This window comes from Anoxybacillus sp. ST4, assembly GCF_019448545.1.
Classification (GTDB): domain Bacteria; phylum Bacillota; class Bacilli; order Bacillales; family Anoxybacillaceae; genus Anoxybacillus; species Anoxybacillus pushchinoensis.
Map to the genome: position 1 here is coordinate 143,052 of NZ_JAHZOE010000001.1, position 18,988 is coordinate 162,039.

Here is an 18,988-nt window from a genome sequence, read left to right on the forward strand (position 1 = left end):
GTTATCATCCTCCACTAACCGGTGGAATTAATGCAACAACATCACCGGCATAGATCATATTATCATCTGTTGCAAATTGTTCGTTAACTGCAATGAGAAGCGATGAAACTATTGGCAAATGGTATTCGTGCTGAAGTCGCTCACGAAGCTGTCGAACACTCATTTGTTGCTCGCTTAACACAATTTCCTCTTTACCAACCATTTCTTTTATATGCGCAAATAATAATACGCGAATCATTCTTCTTCCCCCTCTGGTGCCCCTTGATCATAGCGAACGGTTTCTTTTTGATTTCCAATCCACATTTCTCCGTCTTCCCAATGTTCTTTTTTCCAAATGGGGACTATCTCTTTGACCCGTTCAATGGCATAGCGATTCGCTTCATATGCATCTGCGCGATGAGGAGTGGAAACAGCAATCGCTACTGCGATATCGGTAACATCAAGCCGTCCAATACGATGTACAATAGCTACTTTGGCTTGCGGGAAACGGGCAACAATCTCTTCTCCAATTTGTCGCAGCTGTTTTTGCGCCATCGATTCATACGCTTCGTATTGTAAATATACTGTCTTTTTTCCATTTGTTAATTCTCTTACTGTTCCAAGAAACGTTACAATCGCACCTGCATTGCGGTCCATGACTGATTCAATTACGCTTGCTACATGAATAGGATCACGAACGATCGCGAACATGCTGTTCCTCCTTAACATAAGAAATGATATGATCTATATATACTTGCTCATCTTCAATGAAAAAAGAACCATCCATCCGTTGCCAGCTTATTGACATGAGCACGTTTTCTAAATGCAGCAAAGGTTCATCTTCTCGACTACGCAAACAAACGATTTTCGGATAGGATGCATGTTTAAATCCTTCAATAAGCAATACATCGAGCGGAAATGTTTTATAGAGAGAAATTAACTCATTGAGCGTCCAATTTCCTTTTGCGTGAAGAAAAAATGTACCGTCTCCTTCAACTGCACATACAGCCGCACCAGCCTGTGCATGACGTGTTGTGTCTTTTTCTTTCGGCAACGTCACTTTTCCTTCGTGACCGTGGTGTTTTAATGTTCCGACACGATATCCGATTTCACATAACCGTTGAATCACCTTTTCAATAAGCGTCGTTTTTCCGCTATTTTGATAACCAACAACTTGTAAAATAATCATCGCCAAATATCATCCCCCTCATCCTCGAATAAAAGCACATCGACGCGATCCCCTGCTTGAAACCCGCGCGTCCCTCCTGGCAAGACGAGCAGGGCGTTCGCCTGGACAAGCGACGAAACAATATTTGATTTATCTTTTCCTACGGGTTCGACGTATAGCAATCCATCGTGATGCGATGCTCTCGCCCGGACAAAACGGGTGAACGGGTTTGGTTTTAAAAAGTCTTTTTGCAACACCGCTTGCTCTCTTTTTAAATATCGCTTGGACTGTCCTAACATCGCTTTTATAAATGGACGGGCGAACAGCTCAAACCCGACATAGCACGCAGATGGGTTTCCAGATAGACCAAACAACATTTTGTTTTCAAATACCGCTGCAGATGTGACGCTCCCTGGACGCATCGCTACTTTATTGAACAACAGCTTAGCACCAAGATGTTCATACACTTGCGGAATATAGTCAAAATCCCCAACAGATACGCCTCCTGTTGTAATAACAACATCTGCTTCCCGCAACGCTTTTTGCACAACTTGTAACGTATATTCAAACGTGTCGGGCACTTTGCCAAATAAAATGGGTTCTCCACCTATGCGCCGAACTTGCGCTTGCAACATGTAAGCATTGCTGTTTCGAATTTTCCCTTTTTCAAGCGGTTCATAAACTTGAAGAAGCTCGCTTCCTGTTGAAATAATGGCGACTCTCGGTTTCTTCATTACAGGTACCCGATCGTATCCGAACGTGGCTAAAACCGCTACAATACCCGGGTGAATTACCGTCCCTTTTTCAACAACAACTTCCCCTTGCTTCATATCCTCCCCAATACGTACAATATTTTCACCTTCACTCACTTTCCTTTTTATCTCTACAAAACGTTTCCCCTCTTTGTCAATTTCTTTCGTCAATTCAACCATGATCACAGCGTTCGCCCCATTCGGAATGGCTGCGCCCGTCATAATTTTTACTGCTTGCTTTGGCGTCAGTGGGCCGTCCCAAACCGTTCCGGCACCAACTGTACCAACGACTTCTAATAATACAGGGTGGCTAGATGATGCTTCCGCTGTCGCCTCAGCTGAGAGAGCATAACCATCGTATGGTGAGCGATCAAACCAAGGAATCGGCATTGTCGCTTCAATATGCTGAGCTAAAATACGCCCATCACATTGTTCTAGCGAAACGTACTCTTCTCCCACTTGTTGACACCATGTCATTATTCGTTCAATTGCTTCGGCAACCGAAATTGGCTTACGCATATTCGTCCATCCCTTCTTAAGCCGTAATATTCTATCTTTACTATATCGCTTTTGCTTACAAAATCGTGTGATGTACGTCACAAAAATAAAAGTGCTGTGACGAAATTCACATTTTTTTCATAAATGTTGATAAAAAAAGAGGCGTATTGCCTCTAGCCAATCCATTTGTAATATTGTTCTTTTGTATTAATATTCATAAACGGCTGCTCTTCTTTCATTTCTATATGCTTCACTCGGCAAGAAGAAAGAAACGTGTACATGCGATACTCCCCTTGCTGAAGGCAATCGTAAATGAGCGATTTCACACGATGGTGATATATCGCAACAAGCGGTTGAGGTCGCCTGTTTACATATGGGACAATAGCATCAAATGCATCGTCTGCTTGCTGCTTTAACACAGTTACAATCGTTTCATGAATAAATGGGATATCACACGGCAATACGATATACCACGTCGCCCCGTAATGCTTCATCGCTGAATAAATCCCGGCTAACGGCCCTTTTCCTTTATGTTGCGAAACGTCCTCTATCCATTGCACATCTTTCAGTTGAATCTGTTTTTGAATATGCGGCTGAGCAACAACAACAACTTGATCAACTATCGGACGTAACGCCTCCACGCTATAAAAAAGGAAAGGTTTCCCACGACGCAATGCGAGCGCCTTTGGTTCTCCAAACCGTTTCGACTGTCCCCCTGCCAAAACGATCCCGATCGTTTTCATTGGCGACAAAGCTCCCAAACAAGATGACGAATTTCTGGTAAAATTAACTTTTCCATCGCCAAGCGCACCGCATTTGTCGATCCGGGCATACAAAAAACCATCATGTTGTTCATCGAACCAGCAAGCGCCCGACTTAACATCGCTGCACTACCAATTTGTTCGTAACTTAAAAAACGAAACAGTTCACCGAATCCAACCATTTCTTTCTCAAGCAACGGTTGAATCGCTTCAATTGTCACATCGCGCTTTGTAAATCCCGTTCCTCCATTGATTAAAATCACATCGACTTGTTCCGTTATTTGGACCGCTTGCCGAATGGCAAATACGTCATCTTTGACAATTTCGTATGCAGCAACGATGATATCCGCTTGCTGTAATTGTTCGTGAATGATTTGTCCACTCTTATCCGTTTCATACGTACGAGTATCTGAAACAGTAACAATTTTACAACGAACGGGAAGCGTCGCTTGCTTTTTATGATCATAAACACCCATGTCGTCAACCTCCAATATATGACATTTCGATTCGTTTTCCGTTCCACGCCGTTTGTTCCCCACGCTCCTCTGAATAGCGATCGGCTCGTTTTCGCCAAACATGTTCAATACATGTAAGAAGTTGTTCATCGCTCGCTCCAGCGCGCATCATGCTTAATAAATCTGTTCCGTTTATCGCAAATAAACATGTATACAGCTTTCCATCAGCGGATAGTCGGCTCCGTGTACAGCCGGAACAAAAAGCGGCAGAAACCGAGGAAATAAAGCCGACTTCCACATCTGTTCCTACGTAACGATAACGTTTAGCTACTTCACCGACATGGGCAGGAGCAACAGGCTCAAGCGGCATATGTTCAGAAATCATGTCATAAATTTGTTTACTCGTCACAACATCGTCTAACTTCCATCCATTCAAGGAGCCAACATCCATAAATTCGATGAAACGGAGCGTTATACCTTTCTTTTTAAAAAAGTAAGCCATCGGTAAAATTTCACTATCGTTCAATCCCTTTTTTACAACCATATTGACTTTCACCGTAAGCCCTTCGGCAAGCGCCGTGTCAATCCCTTCTAAAATATGGGTAGAACAAACACCAACACCATTCATTTTCATAAAAATGCGGTCATCGAGTGCATCTAAACTAACATTCACACGCTTCATACCCGCATCTTTTAATTTTTTTGCATACTTTTTTAAAAAAAACCCATTTGTCGTTAACGCTACATCTTGAACACCTTCAATATTTGTCAACATCGCCACAAGTACATCAATATTTTTACGCAATAACGGCTCGCCACCCGTTAAGCGAATTTTCCTTACTCCTAGTTGTACGAATAGCCGGGCTAAACGCTCCATTTCTTCAAATGTCATCAGTTGTTCCTGCTTCATAAAACAATACTGTTTTCCCTCTATATCCGGCATGCAATACGTGCAACGAAAATTACACCGATCCGTTACCGACATGCGTAAGTCTAATAATGGACGTCCATATACATCATATACCATCGTCAATCCCTCATTTCATTTACCGAGGTTCTATGTCCATGTTACTAAATTTGTGAACAAACAAATGTGACGTACGTCACACAAACATATTTGTTCATGATTTATTCAAATAAAAGAAATAAATGCTCGGGCGGCAAATATACTTTTTTATTGTGTATATGCTTCCACTGTTCTTCACTTACGCTTGCCTGCAATGTAAAATGATCGGTTTGCAATGTCACATCATACGTATATACATTTGGAACGGCCCGAATGATCTGAAAAGAAAAAGCGTTGCATGTCGCTTCATCTACAAAACGAATATGGTGTGAGTGAATGCCCATATGTGTTGCCTTATTCTTTTTTTTATGGGCAGGAACAATGAGTGATGCGCCATTGACGGAGCAAACAAGCTGCTTTCCTCTATCATCAACCGTACAAGGAAATATGTTTTTACAGCCGACAATTTTTGCAGCCTGTACATTGTCCGGTTCATGAAATACGCATTCTTTCTTTCCTTGTTGTATGACGCGACCACGGTCATATAAAATAAGTTCGTCACATAACCGATAGGCTTCTTCTAAATGATGTGTAACAAAAAGAACGATACCAGAAAAGTGTTGTTGTAAATAAGAGAAAAATTGTTGTTCCATCACTTGTTTTGTGTGATGATCGAGCGCTGAAAAAGGCTCGTCAAGCAATAATATGCTTGGGTTTGTAACAAGCGTACGTGCAAGCGCAACTCGCTGTTGCTGACCGCCAGATAGTTGATGTGGGTAGTAGTTCTCATACCCTTCTAATCCGATGTTTCTAATCATGTTTATAACCGCACGTTGCACTTGTTTCTTCGGCCATTTTTTCAAACCGAACGCAATATTTTCGTAAACTGTTAAATGTGGAAAAAGGGCATAATGTTGAAACATATAGCCTACGTTTCGGTAACGGGCAGGAACGTGGAGCCGTTTGTCTGAATGAAAAAATAACCGATCGTGCAATTGAATAATTCCTTCATCCGGCTGCTGTAATCCTGCAATGCTTTGCAATGTTAAACTTTTTCCACATCCCGATGCACCTAAAATCCCGACAATTCCGTTTTGAATTGTAAAATGAGCGTCTAACTGAAAGTGTGGAAATGTTTTCTTAATGGCGACGTACAGCATCGTTTTCTCCTCGAATCATTCGTTTTTCTAATCGTTTCATTGTGTACAACAAAGCAATAGATACAACGGTCATGATAAGGACGAGTATATTCGCCATTTTTTTATCCCCCGCAAGCAACGCATCGTAAATGGCAATAGGCATCGTCATCGTTTCATTTGGAATGCTTCCTGCAACCATTAACGTCGTTCCAAAATCGCCGAGCGCACGTGCAAAGACAAGTGTAGTTGCAGATGCAATGCTACGCCAAGAAAGCGGGATGACAACGGCGAAAAAAATATCCCATTCAGATCGACCGAGCACTCTTGCAGCATTTAGCAATTGCTCATCAATGCTCGCAAATGCTGCACGTGCCGTTTTCACGAAAAACGGCAAAGCGACAACAAATGCAGCAACAACCGCTCCCGTTGGCGTAAACACAATCATTATCCCAAACGTATCTTCTAAAAAACGACCGATTGGGCTAGATCGCCCGAGTAGCACAAGTAAATAATAACCAAGAACTGTCGGGGGCAATACAATCGGCAACGTAAACAATGAATCAAGTATATCACTTATTTTATGGTTAGAGCGGCTCAAATAATAGGAAATGGGCAGTCCGACAACTAGTGCACAACTTGTTGCAATTGTTGCTACTTTTAATGATAAAAAGAGCGGAAAAAGATTCATTGCCTGCACGATTATTCCTCCTCAGGAATGATAAAACCGTATTTTTTCATAATACTCGTTCCGTTCGGTCCTTTTAAAAACTCAATAAACGCATGCGCTTCTTTTTCATGGGCTGTTTGTTTTGTAACAACAATCGCCTGTCGAATCGGATCATGCATACGTTCATCGATAAGATAGAACGGCAAATGATGGTCTTTCATTAATCCGAGGGCAACAATTGCTACTTCCACGTTGCCTGACTCTACATAAGTAAGCGTATCGGCAATGTTTCTTCCGTAAACAATTTTTTGCTTTACTTGCTCCCATAAACCCGCTCGTTCTAACGCTTGTTTCGCCGCTAATCCATAAGGGGCATGATCGGGATTAGCGATCGCTATTTTTTTCACTTCTTCTTTTGATACATCCTCCAATGACGTTACTGCTACCCCTTCTTTTACAGCGAGCCCAATGCGGCCAAATGCATATATATTTTTTGTTTTTTCTATAGCCACGTGCTCACGAATGAGTTCATCAACATATTTCACATGTGCTGAAGCAAATACATCAAACGGAGCTCCTTGTTTGATTTGTTCTGCTAGTTGACCGCTCGAGCCGAAAACAAATGTAACGTTTGTCCCTGTTTCCTTTCTAAATTGTTCCCCTATTTCTTTGAAAACGTTCGTTAAATCCGCCGCTGCTGCAACTTTAATTGTCGGTGGAGAAGATGGCTGTGCAGATAGAGACTGACATGCGGCTAGCAAAAAAAGCATAATAAAAAATAATATTCTTTTCATTCTCAATTCCTCCATATATCAATAAAAGGGAATATCCATGACAGATACTCCCTTTTTTCATTCACTTAACATTTTACTTCTGCGTTTTTTCTAGCATAATAATACCAGTTTAATACAACCGATACAACATAAAATGCGATAAAGAAATAAAATGCCGTAATCGGTGTCCCTGTGTTTTGAGATGCCCAACCGAATAGCTTTGGAATAAAGAATGAACCGTACGCTGCAAACGCTGCCGTAAAACCAAGAACAGGTGCTGCTTCTTTTGGTGGGAAGATGATCGGGATCATTTGGAATGTTGACCCTGATCCCATTCCGGCAGCAATAAATAAGATCATGAAAGATACAATAAATCCGATAAAATGTTTTTCAGTTGTAAAATACATGACCGCAGCAGCGCCAAGCCCCATAGTCATTAGGACGTAGTTTGTTACGCGCGCCCCTCCTAGCTTATCAGACAACCAACCACCGACTGGACGGAATGAAGCTGCTAAAAATGCCCCTAAAAAGGCAAGCGAGACGTGTTCTGGAAATTGTGATTTTAATAAAAGCGGAAACGCTGCCGCATATCCAATAAACGAACCGAACGTTGCGATATACAACCATGTCATAATCCACGTATGTTTTCTTTTTACGATGACAAACTGCTCTGATACAGATTGTTTTGCATTTGGTAAGTTATCCATACCGAAATATGCTAAAATCGTAAAGAACACAATCGGAATGACCCAAATAAACGCAGCGTTTTGTAACCAAATTTTTGAACCATCTGCTAGTACTTGTGGTTCACCACCGATCGCCCCAAATACACCGACTGTCACAATTAACGGTGTGACGAACTGAACGACCGATACTCCCATATTTCCAAGGCCGCCGTTAATACCGAGCGCTGTCCCTTTTTCTTTTTTCGGAAAGAAAAAGCTAATATTCGCTAATGCAGATGAAAAGTTTCCACCACCGAGTCCACAGAGGGCAGCTAGCAACAACATAACCCAGTACGGTGTATTCGGATTTTGTACCGCTAAACCAACCCCAATGGCTGGGATGAGCAACACCCCTGTCGAGAAAACAACCCAATTTCTTCCTCCAAATTTCCCGACTGCAAATGTGTAAATGAAGCGTAGCGTCGCACCGACAAGTCCAGGGACAGCAGCTAACGTAAACAATTGACTTTGCGTGAATTGGAATCCAATATCATTTAATCGGGCAGCAACGATAGACCAAATTTGCCAAACAATAAATGCAAGCATTAACGTTGGAACAGAAATCCAAAGGTTTCTTCGAGCATGTTTTTTTCCTTCTTTTTCCCAAAATTCAGGATCTTCTGGATTCCAGTACGAACCGATGCGACTTTTTCGTTCAGCATAATCTGAAGCCGTTTTCAATGTTTGACTCATAACGATCGTCTCTCCTTTTTTGACAGTATATAATTATAAAAATCATTGCTGTACTTTCATCATATAGAAAGTGTATAAACAAGAATGTGATGTGCATCACATATTATGAAATGTTCATACAATGTTAAAAAATGATATTTAAGCGATCGTTTTGCGCAGTCGTCTCATAATGAGCATCGCAACGAGCATCGTCGCTGCAATCCACCAAAATCCGTACGAATATGAATTCGTCCATTGCTTAAACATCCCTAAAATATTCGGTAAAAAGAACCCTCCTAACCCGCCGGCAGCTCCAACAAAACCTGTTAATAATCCAACTTCTTTCGGGAATACGTTAGGGATGACTTGGAATAACGCTCCGTTCGCTGTACCAAAAAAAATAAGTGTAACAAATAAAAGCGCTAACGCGACATAGACAGGTGGAAGCATGCCAACAATCGTTAATGTGACAGTCGCACCAGTAAATAACCAAACGAGCAATTTCATCCCGCCGTATTTATCCGCCAAATATCCACCAATTGGCCGAACAAAGCTTCCTGCAAATACGACAAGCGTCACAAAGTCCCCTGCCGTCACCTTGTCAACCCCGTATTGATCAAAAAAGAATAACGTTAAATAGCTCGTCATTCCTACAAATCCACCAAAAGATAAGCTGTAAAAGAAGCTAAACAACCATGTCTCTTTCATTTTCATTACTCGTGTATATTCTGACATTTTCGTTGGTTTTACCGCTGTCGGACATTCTTTCGCAAATAGGATAAATACAATAAATGCAACAATAAGAGGAATGAGCGCTAATCCGAATACACTGTTCCATCCATGTGCTTCAGCAAGACGCGGTCCAAATAACATTGCCAAGACCGTTCCACAAGGGTTTTAAATTTTGGCAAATCTGATAAACTATGAATTTCAATCTCTATTGTGATTTTCAAATTTACATGCACACCATTTCACCTCGAAATCAGTATGCATGTTAAAATCAAAATTGTACATTCTTATCCAATCACTTTTGTACATTCTTATCCAATCACTTTTGTACATTCTTAAACTAGCATTTATACTCTTGGGAGGTACCGTGTTTTCTGTGTTCATCATGACGTACTGAATGCCAAGGGCTATTTTCTCTTGATTGTTCAGTCCTTCCGAGTCGTTCTAGACAGATTCGTACTATGACCTCTGCTGACTTCTGATGGTTCAGCTACTTATCACTAAGTAGGTTATGAAGCGTACTTCACGTATCCATCAGACCTCCTCGGGTAAGAGTGCAATCTTTCCTTCCATCTATCTGCTTCATTTACTCTGTATCACCTTCGGCAGAAAGGACTTTGTTTTGTCATACAAACTCATCCAATGATACCTAGCCTTATATGAAGTTCGTGTTCCTCAGACTGGAAGTTTGCCGCTCGCTTCCTTCAGATTCCGTGTCACCACGTACACCCTTGCGTTAAGCTAACTGCTACTTCTGCCTTCGCAGTTCGGGACTTTCACCCTATAGATTGCACCCATGCCGAGCGCACATGTAGGAAAAGGTCGGCTATTCGCCGACCTTTTCTTTTTGACGCCACGCTTTCGGAATGTAAATACAATATGGCTCACTCGCTAAGTAATCGCCTGTCACCGCATACGCTCTCGAACGCGATCCACCACAAACATAGCGAAATTCACATACACCACATTTTCCTTTATATCCATCTGGATTTCTTAACTGCTTGAAAATTGGCGAGTGGCGATAAATGTGCGATAGTGGTTGTTCGCGTACATTTCCTGCTTTTACAGGCAACAATCCGCTCGGATATACGTCACCGATATGGGAAATAAATACAAAGCCATTACCATCGTTTACTCCTTTTGGGGCGCGCCCTAAACCATCTACTTGCCCAGTCATCCCTTTCATTAGCACGTCTTCATAGCGAATAACTTGATCAATTTGTTGCTCTCGCATTTTTTGTTGCAATACAACGCGTCGATAATGTTGTCCTGCAGTCGTTTTAATATCGAACGGTACACGTTTACTCGTTTCATAAAGCCAACGAAACACTTTTTCATGCTCAACGGGTGAAATCATATCCGTCTCTTTCCCTCTGCCTGTCGGTACGAGAAAAAATACGCTCCACAGCACACATCCAAGCTTTTCAACAAGTTGCACCATTTCATCAAGAACATGAACATTATAACGAGAAATAACCGTATTAATTTGAATTGGAATGTCAAGCTCGTGTAAATATTGAATCGCTTTCATTGTTAAGTCGAACGAACCGGATGTGCCACGAAAGTGATCATGAATTTGGGCATCTGGCCCATCTAGACTAAACGCCCAACGGGCAAGCCCCACTTCTTTTGCTTTTCGGATCGCTTCCTTCGTTACGTTTGGTGTGGCGCTTGGCGTCATCGATACACGAAGTCCTTTATCAATCGCATATTTAGCAATGTCGTACACATCTGGACGCATCAGTGGATCGCCACCTGTGAACACAAGAAGAGGCTGATCCATCTCATAAATGTCATCAATCAATTGTTTTCCTTCTTCAAACGTTAATTCACGCGGATCGCGATGATACTGTGCTTCGGCCCGACAATGAAGACAGTTGAGTTGACACGCTCGCGTCAACTCCCATATAACGATAAATGGATTTTGATGAAAATCACGCATTTTGATCCCTCCGATTCAATCACTACTTCCCATTGTACAAAAAGGTGGAGAGGGATCATGTGATATTTATCACAAAAAGTATAATGTAGCTATCTTGTCACTATTCAGACAAACATGTACGTCCTTGCATTTCCAATATGAAATAAGATAGTATATACGATATAAGGTATACAAGGAGGTGGAATATATGGGGAAAGTGCAAATTAAAGTGATGGATAATGGCTCGTTTCGTGTAACCGGCGATGTCGAATTAATTGATATGGAAGGAAACAAGTTTGAAACAAAAGAAACGTTTTCTCTCTGTCGTTGTGGGCTCTCACAAAACATGCCGTTTTGTGATGCAGCCCATAAAGGCAAATTTGAATCGGTCGTTCGCGCGCCGAAAAACGAATAAGCCCGGCTTTTATTCCGGGCTTTTTTATTTTTTAGCGCTCAACCAGCGACATGCGCGGATTCAATATTTGATTTGGACTTTTTAATTGAAAACACCCTGCCCCATCGACAACGTCAATCGTCATTTCATCATCGAAAAAAATGAGCTGATGTTTTTCCATCCAAATGGGCACATCGTTTGTTTCGATCGCTACATCATGCTCATCTAGTTCATCGATGAGCAACAAAACAGGCACTCCATTTACGGCACATCCGCAACCATCTGTATCGTATATGAGTTTCACATGTTTATTTCCTTGAACACGACGAAGATGTTCAATCGCTCGTTTTGTCAATGTCACGTTCATCATTTCAACCTCTCTTACTTTTTTAAAAATGCTTGTTTGCCGACTTTTTCAATGAGCGATGGAAATAGTTGATATATACGGCTTCCCATATGCATCCAAAACGGCAAGTTCACTTCGCGCGTAGGGGTAAGCATCACATCAACGATGCGCTTTGCGACAAATTCCGGGCGGAGCATCCATCGCTTTACGTTTTTTACATATTCCCCAGACGTATCAGCAACGGTAAAAAAGTTCGTTTCGATTGGTCCAGGGTTTACAGCCGTCACATAAATGCCATACATGGACGCTTCCATTCGCAAGCTATTTGTAAATCCGAGCACAGCATGTTTTGTCGCCGCATATACGCTCGATTTTGGCGTGGCAATTTTTCCTGCTTGCGATGCGATATTAATAATATGACCCGATCGTTTTTCCAGCATATGCGCATACACTTTTTTCGTACAAGCGATCAATCCGAGCACATTGACATCAAACATTTGTTTCGCTTCCGAAAGATCAATCTGTTCAACATATCGAAATACGCCGAAACCAGCATTATTGACAAGAATATGGACATCGATCGAGGTGAGCAAGCGATCAAATACATCGTCTACTTCTTTGACGTTACTAACATCTAATTGCTCATATAGGCAAGAAATACTGTACGTTTGTTCAATCTGTTGCGCAATTTGCGCTAGCTTTTCTTTTGAACGTGCGAGCAATACAGGTATTCCTCCGCGTTTAGCTACTTCGTATGCGATTTGTTCACCGATGCCACTCGATGCTCCTGTAATAACAACGTATTTCCCTTCCAGTTTCATGATCTCACCGCTTCGTACATATATATTTGATCATCTTTTTCTTTTTTCACTGCACCTATCGCCTCTAAATAGTCCAGTTGGCCAATCGTTTCAGACATCGTCAACAAAAACTCTCGCTCATATACAGTCGGGAAAAGCGCCCGACATACGTCAAATGCCGTCATCGGCTTTTCATTCAACAGTTGCCACACGTACTGTGCACGTTCTTTTTGTTTTTCAAGCCGCTTGTCAATAAGCGGTGCGACATCCGTCACATCTTCCCCATGTCCCGTAACAATTGTTGTAATGTCGTACTGGAGTAGTTTTTTTAATGAATCATTATATTGCAAAAGTGGCTTCGGTCGTTCCTTTTCACCAATCGCAGGAGGTTCTAACAGCGGATTAGATGAAATCGCTGCTAGCAAATGGTCGCCTCCGATCATCACACCGTCCGCTTCACGATACAACACGATGTGACTTTGCGCATGACCTGGCGTTTCGATGACCGTCCAACCTTCAATCATATCCCCTTCTTTTACTTCTTGTGTGAGCGAGCGCTCGCACGAAAAGCGAAGAGAACGCCGAAAGTTTCCTAGTTTCGTCACACCCTCTTCACCAACGCCACACTCGATTAAAAATTGTTCGAAATATTGTTGGTGCCACGAAAAAAAAGCAGCATCTTTCGCAATCCAAGGCGCAGCTTTGCGATGCCCGATAACAGGAAGTGACGGCGGCAAATAATCAAGTAAACCGACGTGATCTGGATGGTGATGCGTAATGATGACTTGTTCAATATCTGTCGGTTGGTAGCCGATGTTCTGCAATTCACGAACGAAAACGTTCCATGCTTCCTCCGTTTTCACCCCAGCATCAACGAGCGTTAATCGCTCTCCTTCAAGAATATACATGTTCACATCTCCAACGGCAAATGGCGTTGGAACGACAATGCGATGCAACTGTTCCATCGTTCTAGCTCCTTCATTATATCATCATAATTTTCCGTCTCGTCTGTTTATCAGTTTACACTTATTTTTTCTATTTGTCATTTATTTTTATTTATTTATTAAAAAATTCAGAAAATAATTAGATGAAACCTATTGACAACACGCTCGTTTTTCATGCATAATTGCAAGCAAATCATATATGTGCGAAGCGATGAATAGGGCCAGTACATGATAAATGGTAACAAGAGAGTGAAACCCGTAGGCTGAAAGGTTTCATTACCCTCTTTATCATGGAACCTACCCTATGAGCTGTTAGGCAAACCTAACCGTCTTGCCGACGATACCGGCACAAAAGGTGGGCATAACTTCTGCCAACAAAGGTGGTACCGCGGAAATGAAAGACCTTTCCGTCCTTTATCGGACGAAAGGTCTTTTTATTTTGGAGATAAGGAGGAGAAAAAATGACGATCACGTTTCTCGGAGCAGGATCGATGGCAGAAGCGCTTATTTCAGGAGTTATACAAACGCTATATGAACCAAAGCAAATGATCGTAACGAATCGCTCGCGCATGGAACGACTAACGTATATGCAACAAACGTATGGGGTGCGAACGGAAACGAATAAAGAACAAGCGGTAAAAGAAGCCGATATTATCATTTTAGCCATGAAACCAAAAGATGTTGCGGAAAGTCTTACGCCAATCGCACATGCTTTTTGTGAACAACAGCTTATTATTTCATTGCTTGCAGGAGTGACGACCGATACAATTACATCGCTAATCGGGAAACAAATCCCGGTCATTCGCGCCATGCCGAATACATCCGCAGCCATCGGACAATCCGCCACAGCATTAGCGCAAGGGGCATACGCAACGGACGAACATATGCGCATCGCAAAAACGTTATTTGAAACGGTCGGAATTGTGACGATTGTTGATGAAAAGCACTTGCATGCTGTGACAGGGTTATCTGGTAGCGGACCTGCTTACGTGTATTATTTAGTGGAGGCAATGGAAAAAGCGGCCGATGAAATCGGGCTTGATCACGATATTGCGAAAGAGCTCATTTTACAAACGATTATCGGTGCCGCCCATATGTTAAAAGCGTCGAACAAACATCCTTCCATTTTACGAAAAGAAGTCACAAGCCCAGGGGGGACGACTGAAGCAGGCATTGGTGTGCTCGAGCAATACCGCTATCAAGAAGCAATGATTGCTTGCATTAAACGAGCAACTGAACGATCAAAAGAGCTCGGTGAAGCACTTCTTTCCTCCGTTCAATAAAGCAAATTGTTTTTCTTTTCCAACAGTACGTGATATCATTTTTGTAAACAATACGATCGGAGGGATGTTGTATGCTTTTTTCGCCATATACGATACGAGACGTCACATTGAAAAACCGCATCGTCATGTCGCCGATGTGCATGTATGCGTGTGATCGTGAAGACGGAACGGTACACAACTGGCATCTCATTCATTATGCAACGCGGGCTGTCGGGCAAGTCGGACTTATTATTGTCGAAGCGACAGCCGTGACACCACAAGGGAGAATTTCGGCACGCGATTTAGGCATTTGGAGCGACGACCATATAAGTGGATTGCATACGCTCACGACGCTCGTTCATGAACAAGGAGCCAAAATTGGCATTCAGCTTGCACATGCCGGACGGAAAGCGACCGTTTCTGGGGAAATCATTGCTCCTTCCCCTATTCCGTTTGATGACAACATGCGCACACCAAAAGAAATGACAAAAACGGAAATTGAAGAAACGATTCACGCCTTTCAGCAAGGGGCGCGGCGAGCAAAGGAAGCTGATTTTGACGTCATTGAAATTCATGCTGCTCACGGCTATCTCATTAACGAGTTTTTATCGCCTCTTACAAACAAACGAACGGATGAATACGGGGAAAATCGCTACCGCTTTTTAAGTGAAGTGATTGAAGCGGTAAAAGAAGTGTGGGACGGTCCACTATTTGTGCGCATTTCTGCACACGACTATCATCCAGACGGGTTAACAGTCAATGATTACATTGACTATGCTCAACGAATGAAAGCGCAAGGTGTTGATTTGATCGATGTAAGCTCTGGCGCCGTCGTTCCAGCAAAAATTGATGCATACCCAGGCTACCAAGTGCCGTTTGCGGAAACAATTCGCCGTGAAGCAAATGTGCCGACAGGAGCCGTTGGGCTCATTACGTCAGGGTTACAGGCAGAAGAGATATTACGGAACGGGCGCGCTGATCTTGTTTTTATCGGGCGCGAACTTCTTCGCAACCCATATTGGCCAAAAACAGCCGCAAACGAACTTGGCATTCAGCTTGAAGCACCGAAACCATATGTCAGAGGATGGTAAAACACGAAAAAGGATGTCACATCGTGGACATCCTTTTTATACTTCAAAATAATAATGTGCGTGGAGTTGACATCCCGGATTAAACGCCGCGTTGCAATGTGGGCAATGGTAATTGCTTGTCATATATTGTTCAATCGTCAGCTCCGTTTGACAAACACCACATAAAACCGCTTTTTCATAAAAACGCTCTTTCGGCCATACCGCATGCTTGCCACAACCATGTTCTTCATGACAGTACACGCACGGGAAATACGTTCGACAACAATAAAACTTAATCGCAATGACATCGCGTTCACTATGATAATGTACGCATCGTGTCTGTTTATCGATGATGCTCCCTTTTACTTCGATCATCGTTGATCATCTCCTGTCCGTGGAATCAGAAACGATGAAAAATCGAAAGCAAGCGCAACATTCGGAAAAATAGTTTTCGCTTCTTCAACGAGTCGCTCACACATCTCCCCTTGATAACGAGAGCTAATATGCGTCAAAATGAGTTGTTTCACTCCCGCCTGTTTCGCTACTTCTGCTGCTTGCCACGTCGTTGAATGATAGTAATCGTGCGCTAAATGCGCTTCTTCTGCGCTAAATGTCGCCTCATGAACGAGCACATCTGCTCGTTTCGCAAGTTCAATGCTCGCCTCACAATAACGCGTATCTCCCATGATCGCAACAATGCGCCCTTTTTTCGGTTGGGCAACAAATTCACGACCATCAATGACAGTTCCATCATCTAACACAACAGTCTCTCCACGCTTAATTTTCTGGTAAATAGGCCCCGGTCTCACACCAAGAGCAAGGAGCCGATCGACGAGCAACGTGCCCGGCAAATCTTTTTCGACAATGCGAAACCCATATGAAGGCAAACCGTGATCGAGCAGTTTTGCTATAACAACAAACTGTTCGTCTTCGAATATGATCCCCTCTGTAAATTCTTCAATATACAAATCATATTTTAGCCGTGTGCCGCTAATCGTTAAGGCTGTGTCAATAAATGTACGGATACCTGCTGGACCGTAAACGACGAGCGGCGTTTCCCCTCCTTGAAATGAGCGGCTGCCAAGCAATCCAGGCAAACCAAATATGTGATCACCGTGTAAATGGCTAATGAAAATGCGCTCAATTCGTCTTGGGCGAATGGACGTATGTAAAATTTGATGTTGGGTCGCTTCACCGCAGTCGAATAACCATGTCGCCCCTCTTTCCTCTAACAACTGAAGCGCAACGGCTGACACGTTCCTACCTTTCGACGGGACACCAGAGCCTGTCCCTAAAAATAACAACTCCACGCTTTCATCCCTCTCTTTTCTTTAATCAGATAAAACATTTGCGTTTACCACAATAAACCTCTAAAATTACATTATCATGAACCTTTCAAAAAATGAATAAAAGCGAGGTATATGATCCGTGACTGACGTACAACCAAAAGCGACAATTGTAATTTTTGGTGCGACTGGCGACTTAGCAAAACGCAAACTATTTCCATCCATTTATAAACTTTATCAAAAAGGAAAGCTGTCTGAACAGTTTGCTGTTGTCGGCGTTGCCCGTCGCCCCCATACAGACGAATCGTTTCGTCATTACGTAAAAGAAACGATTGAAGAAGCGACAAAACAAGAGCTAATCGATGACACATTTATTTCCCATTTTTACTATCATTCATTAGATGCGACAAATACGCAATCATATGAACAATTAAATGAACTATTGACACATGTAGAAGAACAGTTTCACATTCCGGGTAACCGCATTTTTTATTTAGCGATGGCACCGGAATTTTTCGGAACGATTACATCGCATTTAAAATCAGAAGGACTGACGGCAACGAATGGCTGGGCACGATTAGTCATTGAAAAACCGTTCGGTCATGATTTACAAAGCGCAAAAAAACTAAATGAAGAAATACGCCAATCGTTTTCAGAGGAGCAAATTTTCCGTATTGACCATTATCTCGGCAAAGAAATGGTGCAAAACATCGAGGTCATTCGTTTTGCGAACGCCATTTTCGAACCGCTCTGGAATAACCGCTTTATTGCCAATATTCAAATTACATCAAGCGAAACGCTCGGTGTAGAAGATCGCGGCCGCTATTATGACCATTCTGGGGCTCTTCGCGACATGGTACAAAACCATATGTTACAAATGGTCGCGTTACTAGCGATGGAGCCGCCAATTAAACTTACAACGGACGACATTCGCAACGAGAAGGTAAAAGTGTTACGAGCTCTTCGTCCTGTTGCACATGATGAAGTCGATCAATACTTTGTACGCGGCCAATACGGAAGCGGCATTGTGCGAGGGCAAAAAGTCGTCGGCTATCGTGAAGAACATAATGTCGATCCAACCTCCAATACGGAAACGTTTGTAGCTGGAAAACTTTTAATCGACAATTTCCGTTGGGCAGGTGTGCCGTTTTACATACGAACAGGAAAACGAATGATAGAAAAATCGACAAAAATTGTCGTACAGTTTAAAGATGTGCCAATGAACTTATATTATGGCACAAGCGAACACGTACATCCAAATTTACTTGTCATTCATATTCAGCCAGACGAGGGCATTACCCTTCACTTGAACGCGAAAAAAAGCGGCGAAAACATGAAAACGACGCCGATAAAACTCGACTATTGCTACAACTGCATCGACGGCATTAATACGCCGGAAGCGTATGAAAAATTGCTATATGACTGCATGCGCGGCGATGCAACAAACTTTACGCATTGGGACGAAGTCGCTGCCTCATGGAGCTTCGTCGACCCGATTTCAGACGTATGGGCAAACACAGAAGCTACAGACTTCCCGAACTACGAAGCCGGCTCGTTGGGACCGAAAAAAGCAGACGAGCTATTGCAAAAAGACGGCTTTCATTGGTGGCCGCTTAGCCCAAATATGTGAGGAGGAAACAA

General features: G+C 42.6%; 21 protein-coding genes and 1 pseudogene. 4 read left to right on the forward strand and 18 right to left on the reverse strand.

Annotation, left to right across the window (positions count from 1 at the left end; translation table 11 throughout):
- Positions 1 to 4: 4 nt before the first annotated feature.
- From moaD to K1I44_RS00900, 13 genes and pseudogenes are all read right to left on the reverse strand, one after another.
- Positions 5 to 238, reverse strand: a complete 234-nt coding sequence (gene moaD, locus K1I44_RS00840) for a molybdopterin converting factor subunit 1 (protein WP_003394309.1) — start codon at positions 236 to 238, stop codon at positions 5 to 7.
- On the reverse strand, positions 235 to 690 hold the full coding sequence (locus tag K1I44_RS00845; protein ID WP_219984985.1) for a molybdenum cofactor biosynthesis protein MoaE: 456 nt from the start codon (positions 688 to 690) through the stop codon (positions 235 to 237). Before K1I44_RS00845 ends, moaD begins: the two co-directional genes overlap by 4 nt.
- Positions 671 to 1,174, reverse strand: a complete 504-nt coding sequence (gene mobB / locus K1I44_RS00850) for a molybdopterin-guanine dinucleotide biosynthesis protein B (RefSeq protein ID WP_219984986.1) — start codon at positions 1,172 to 1,174, stop codon at positions 671 to 673. The genes K1I44_RS00845 and mobB overlap by 20 nt, the downstream gene beginning before the upstream one ends.
- A complete protein-coding gene (locus tag K1I44_RS00855) occupies positions 1,165 to 2,418 on the reverse strand; it encodes a molybdopterin molybdotransferase MoeA (protein ID WP_003394301.1) in 1,254 nt (417 codons plus the stop codon). Before K1I44_RS00855 ends, mobB begins: the two co-directional genes overlap by 10 nt.
- 152 nt (positions 2,419 to 2,570) lie before the next feature.
- Positions 2,571 to 3,140 (reverse strand): molybdenum cofactor guanylyltransferase, encoded by a 570-nt coding sequence (locus tag K1I44_RS00860; RefSeq protein ID WP_219984987.1) that lies wholly within the window; start codon positions 3,138 to 3,140, stop codon positions 2,571 to 2,573.
- Positions 3,137 to 3,634 carry a MogA/MoaB family molybdenum cofactor biosynthesis protein gene (locus K1I44_RS00865; RefSeq protein ID WP_219984988.1) on the reverse strand — a complete coding sequence of 166 codons (498 nt, stop codon included), beginning with the start codon at positions 3,632 to 3,634 and terminating at the stop codon, positions 3,137 to 3,139. Before K1I44_RS00865 ends, K1I44_RS00860 begins: the two co-directional genes overlap by 4 nt.
- Positions 3,635 to 3,638: 4 nt before the next feature.
- Positions 3,639 to 4,640: a GTP 3',8-cyclase MoaA gene (moaA, locus tag K1I44_RS00870; RefSeq protein ID WP_219984989.1), complete on the reverse strand. Its 1,002-nt coding sequence runs from the start codon at positions 4,638 to 4,640 to the stop codon at positions 3,639 to 3,641.
- Between the two features lie 101 nt (positions 4,641 to 4,741).
- Entirely contained in the window at positions 4,742 to 5,779 is a 1,038-nt protein-coding gene (locus K1I44_RS00875) for a sulfate/molybdate ABC transporter ATP-binding protein (RefSeq protein WP_003394292.1), read from the reverse strand.
- Positions 5,760 to 6,455: a molybdate ABC transporter permease subunit gene (gene modB, locus K1I44_RS00880; RefSeq protein ID WP_003394288.1), complete on the reverse strand. Its 696-nt coding sequence runs from the start codon at positions 6,453 to 6,455 to the stop codon at positions 5,760 to 5,762. The genes K1I44_RS00875 and modB overlap by 20 nt, the downstream gene beginning before the upstream one ends.
- Positions 6,456 to 6,457: 2 nt before the next feature.
- Complete coding sequence (modA, locus tag K1I44_RS00885; protein WP_219984990.1) at positions 6,458 to 7,219, reverse strand: molybdate ABC transporter substrate-binding protein; 762 nt, start codon at positions 7,217 to 7,219, stop codon at positions 6,458 to 6,460.
- Between the two features lie 65 nt (positions 7,220 to 7,284).
- A complete protein-coding gene (locus K1I44_RS00890; RefSeq protein WP_003394284.1) occupies positions 7,285 to 8,616 on the reverse strand; it encodes a NarK family nitrate/nitrite MFS transporter in 1,332 nt (443 codons plus the stop codon).
- 138 nt (positions 8,617 to 8,754) lie between these two features.
- A pseudogene (locus tag K1I44_RS00895) lies at positions 8,755 to 9,483 on the reverse strand (MFS transporter); the annotation flags it as partial.
- Between the two features lie 667 nt (positions 9,484 to 10,150).
- Positions 10,151 to 11,266, reverse strand: coding sequence for a TIGR04053 family radical SAM/SPASM domain-containing protein (locus tag K1I44_RS00900; RefSeq protein WP_219984991.1), 1,116 nt, complete (start codon positions 11,264 to 11,266; stop codon positions 10,151 to 10,153).
- A gap of 187 nt (positions 11,267 to 11,453) precedes the next feature.
- Here K1I44_RS00900 and K1I44_RS00905 point away from each other — a divergent pair, with 187 nt between their 5' ends.
- Positions 11,454 to 11,660: a CDGSH iron-sulfur domain-containing protein gene (locus K1I44_RS00905; RefSeq protein WP_219984992.1), complete on the forward strand. Its 207-nt coding sequence runs from the start codon at positions 11,454 to 11,456 to the stop codon at positions 11,658 to 11,660.
- A 31-nt stretch (positions 11,661 to 11,691) separates the two neighbouring features.
- Here the strand turns inward: K1I44_RS00905 and K1I44_RS00910 are convergent, their stop codons facing one another.
- From K1I44_RS00910 to K1I44_RS00920, 3 genes are read right to left on the reverse strand one after another with little or no spacing between them, the layout of a single operon-like run.
- Entirely contained in the window at positions 11,692 to 12,006 is a 315-nt protein-coding gene (locus tag K1I44_RS00910; RefSeq protein WP_370627949.1) for an iron-sulfur cluster biosynthesis family protein, read from the reverse strand.
- A 14-nt stretch (positions 12,007 to 12,020) separates the two neighbouring features.
- Entirely contained in the window at positions 12,021 to 12,806 is a 786-nt protein-coding gene (locus K1I44_RS00915; protein ID WP_219984994.1) for an SDR family NAD(P)-dependent oxidoreductase, read from the reverse strand.
- Positions 12,803 to 13,750, reverse strand: coding sequence for an MBL fold metallo-hydrolase (locus tag K1I44_RS00920; protein WP_219984995.1), 948 nt, complete (start codon positions 13,748 to 13,750; stop codon positions 12,803 to 12,805). The genes K1I44_RS00915 and K1I44_RS00920 overlap by 4 nt, the downstream gene beginning before the upstream one ends.
- 440 nt (positions 13,751 to 14,190) lie before the next feature.
- Here K1I44_RS00920 and proI point away from each other — a divergent pair, with 440 nt between their 5' ends.
- Positions 14,191 to 15,012, forward strand: a complete 822-nt coding sequence (gene proI / locus K1I44_RS00925; protein WP_003394246.1) for a pyrroline-5-carboxylate reductase ProI — start codon at positions 14,191 to 14,193, stop codon at positions 15,010 to 15,012.
- 71 nt (positions 15,013 to 15,083) lie between these two features.
- The gene (gene namA / locus K1I44_RS00930; protein WP_219984996.1) at positions 15,084 to 16,082 is read left to right on the forward strand and encodes an NADPH dehydrogenase NamA; all 999 of its coding nucleotides are present in this window, start codon (positions 15,084 to 15,086) and stop codon (positions 16,080 to 16,082) included.
- Between the two features lie 36 nt (positions 16,083 to 16,118).
- Here the strand turns inward: namA and K1I44_RS00935 are convergent, their stop codons facing one another.
- Both K1I44_RS00935 and rnz read right to left on the reverse strand, forming a co-directional pair.
- Positions 16,119 to 16,436, reverse strand: a complete 318-nt coding sequence (locus K1I44_RS00935) for a CHY zinc finger protein (RefSeq protein WP_219984997.1) — start codon at positions 16,434 to 16,436, stop codon at positions 16,119 to 16,121.
- Positions 16,433 to 17,371 (reverse strand): ribonuclease Z, encoded by a 939-nt coding sequence (gene rnz, locus K1I44_RS00940; RefSeq protein ID WP_219984998.1) that lies wholly within the window; start codon positions 17,369 to 17,371, stop codon positions 16,433 to 16,435. Before rnz ends, K1I44_RS00935 begins: the two co-directional genes overlap by 4 nt.
- Positions 17,372 to 17,489: 118 nt before the next feature.
- Between rnz and zwf the strand changes: the two genes are divergently transcribed.
- Complete coding sequence (gene zwf, locus K1I44_RS00945) at positions 17,490 to 18,977, forward strand: glucose-6-phosphate dehydrogenase (protein WP_219984999.1); 1,488 nt, start codon at positions 17,490 to 17,492, stop codon at positions 18,975 to 18,977.
- Positions 18,978 to 18,988: the final 11 nt, after the last annotated feature.

What these genes read in the sequence shown, in the direction of transcription:
- modA (WP_219984990.1), bottom strand. Translation starts at nt 7,219, where the DNA reads ATGAAAAGAATATTATTTTTTATTATGCTTTTTTTGCTAGCCGCATGT.
- proI (WP_003394246.1), top strand. Translation starts at nt 14,191, where the DNA reads ATGACGATCACGTTTCTCGGAGCAGGATCGATGGCAGAAGCGCTTATT.
- K1I44_RS00905 (WP_219984992.1), top strand. Translation starts at nt 11,454, where the DNA reads ATGGGGAAAGTGCAAATTAAAGTGATGGATAATGGCTCGTTTCGTGTA.
- K1I44_RS00855 (WP_003394301.1), bottom strand. Translation starts at nt 2,418, where the DNA reads ATGCGTAAGCCAATTTCGGTTGCCGAAGCAATTGAACGAATAATGACA.
- K1I44_RS00910 (WP_370627949.1), bottom strand. Translation starts at nt 12,006, where the DNA reads ATGAACGTGACATTGACAAAACGAGCGATTGAACATCTTCGTCGTGTT.
- K1I44_RS00860 (WP_219984987.1), bottom strand. Translation starts at nt 3,140, where the DNA reads ATGAAAACGATCGGGATCGTTTTGGCAGGGGGACAGTCGAAACGGTTT.
- K1I44_RS00845 (WP_219984985.1), bottom strand. Translation starts at nt 690, where the DNA reads ATGTTCGCGATCGTTCGTGATCCTATTCATGTAGCAAGCGTAATTGAA.
- K1I44_RS00890 (WP_003394284.1), bottom strand. Translation starts at nt 8,616, where the DNA reads ATGAGTCAAACATTGAAAACGGCTTCAGATTATGCTGAACGAAAAAGT.
- K1I44_RS00935 (WP_219984997.1), bottom strand. Translation starts at nt 16,436, where the DNA reads ATGATCGAAGTAAAAGGGAGCATCATCGATAAACAGACACGATGCGTA.
- namA (WP_219984996.1), top strand. Translation starts at nt 15,084, where the DNA reads ATGCTTTTTTCGCCATATACGATACGAGACGTCACATTGAAAAACCGC.
- moaD (WP_003394309.1), bottom strand. Translation starts at nt 238, where the DNA reads ATGATTCGCGTATTATTATTTGCGCATATAAAAGAAATGGTTGGTAAA.
- K1I44_RS00875 (WP_003394292.1), bottom strand. Translation starts at nt 5,779, where the DNA reads ATGCTGTACGTCGCCATTAAGAAAACATTTCCACACTTTCAGTTAGAC.
- moaA (WP_219984989.1), bottom strand. Translation starts at nt 4,640, where the DNA reads ATGGTATATGATGTATATGGACGTCCATTATTAGACTTACGCATGTCG.
- K1I44_RS00900 (WP_219984991.1), bottom strand. Translation starts at nt 11,266, where the DNA reads ATGCGTGATTTTCATCAAAATCCATTTATCGTTATATGGGAGTTGACG.
- K1I44_RS00865 (WP_219984988.1), bottom strand. Translation starts at nt 3,634, where the DNA reads ATGGGTGTTTATGATCATAAAAAGCAAGCGACGCTTCCCGTTCGTTGT.
- K1I44_RS00920 (WP_219984995.1), bottom strand. Translation starts at nt 13,750, where the DNA reads ATGGAACAGTTGCATCGCATTGTCGTTCCAACGCCATTTGCCGTTGGA.
- K1I44_RS00915 (WP_219984994.1), bottom strand. Translation starts at nt 12,806, where the DNA reads ATGAAACTGGAAGGGAAATACGTTGTTATTACAGGAGCATCGAGTGGC.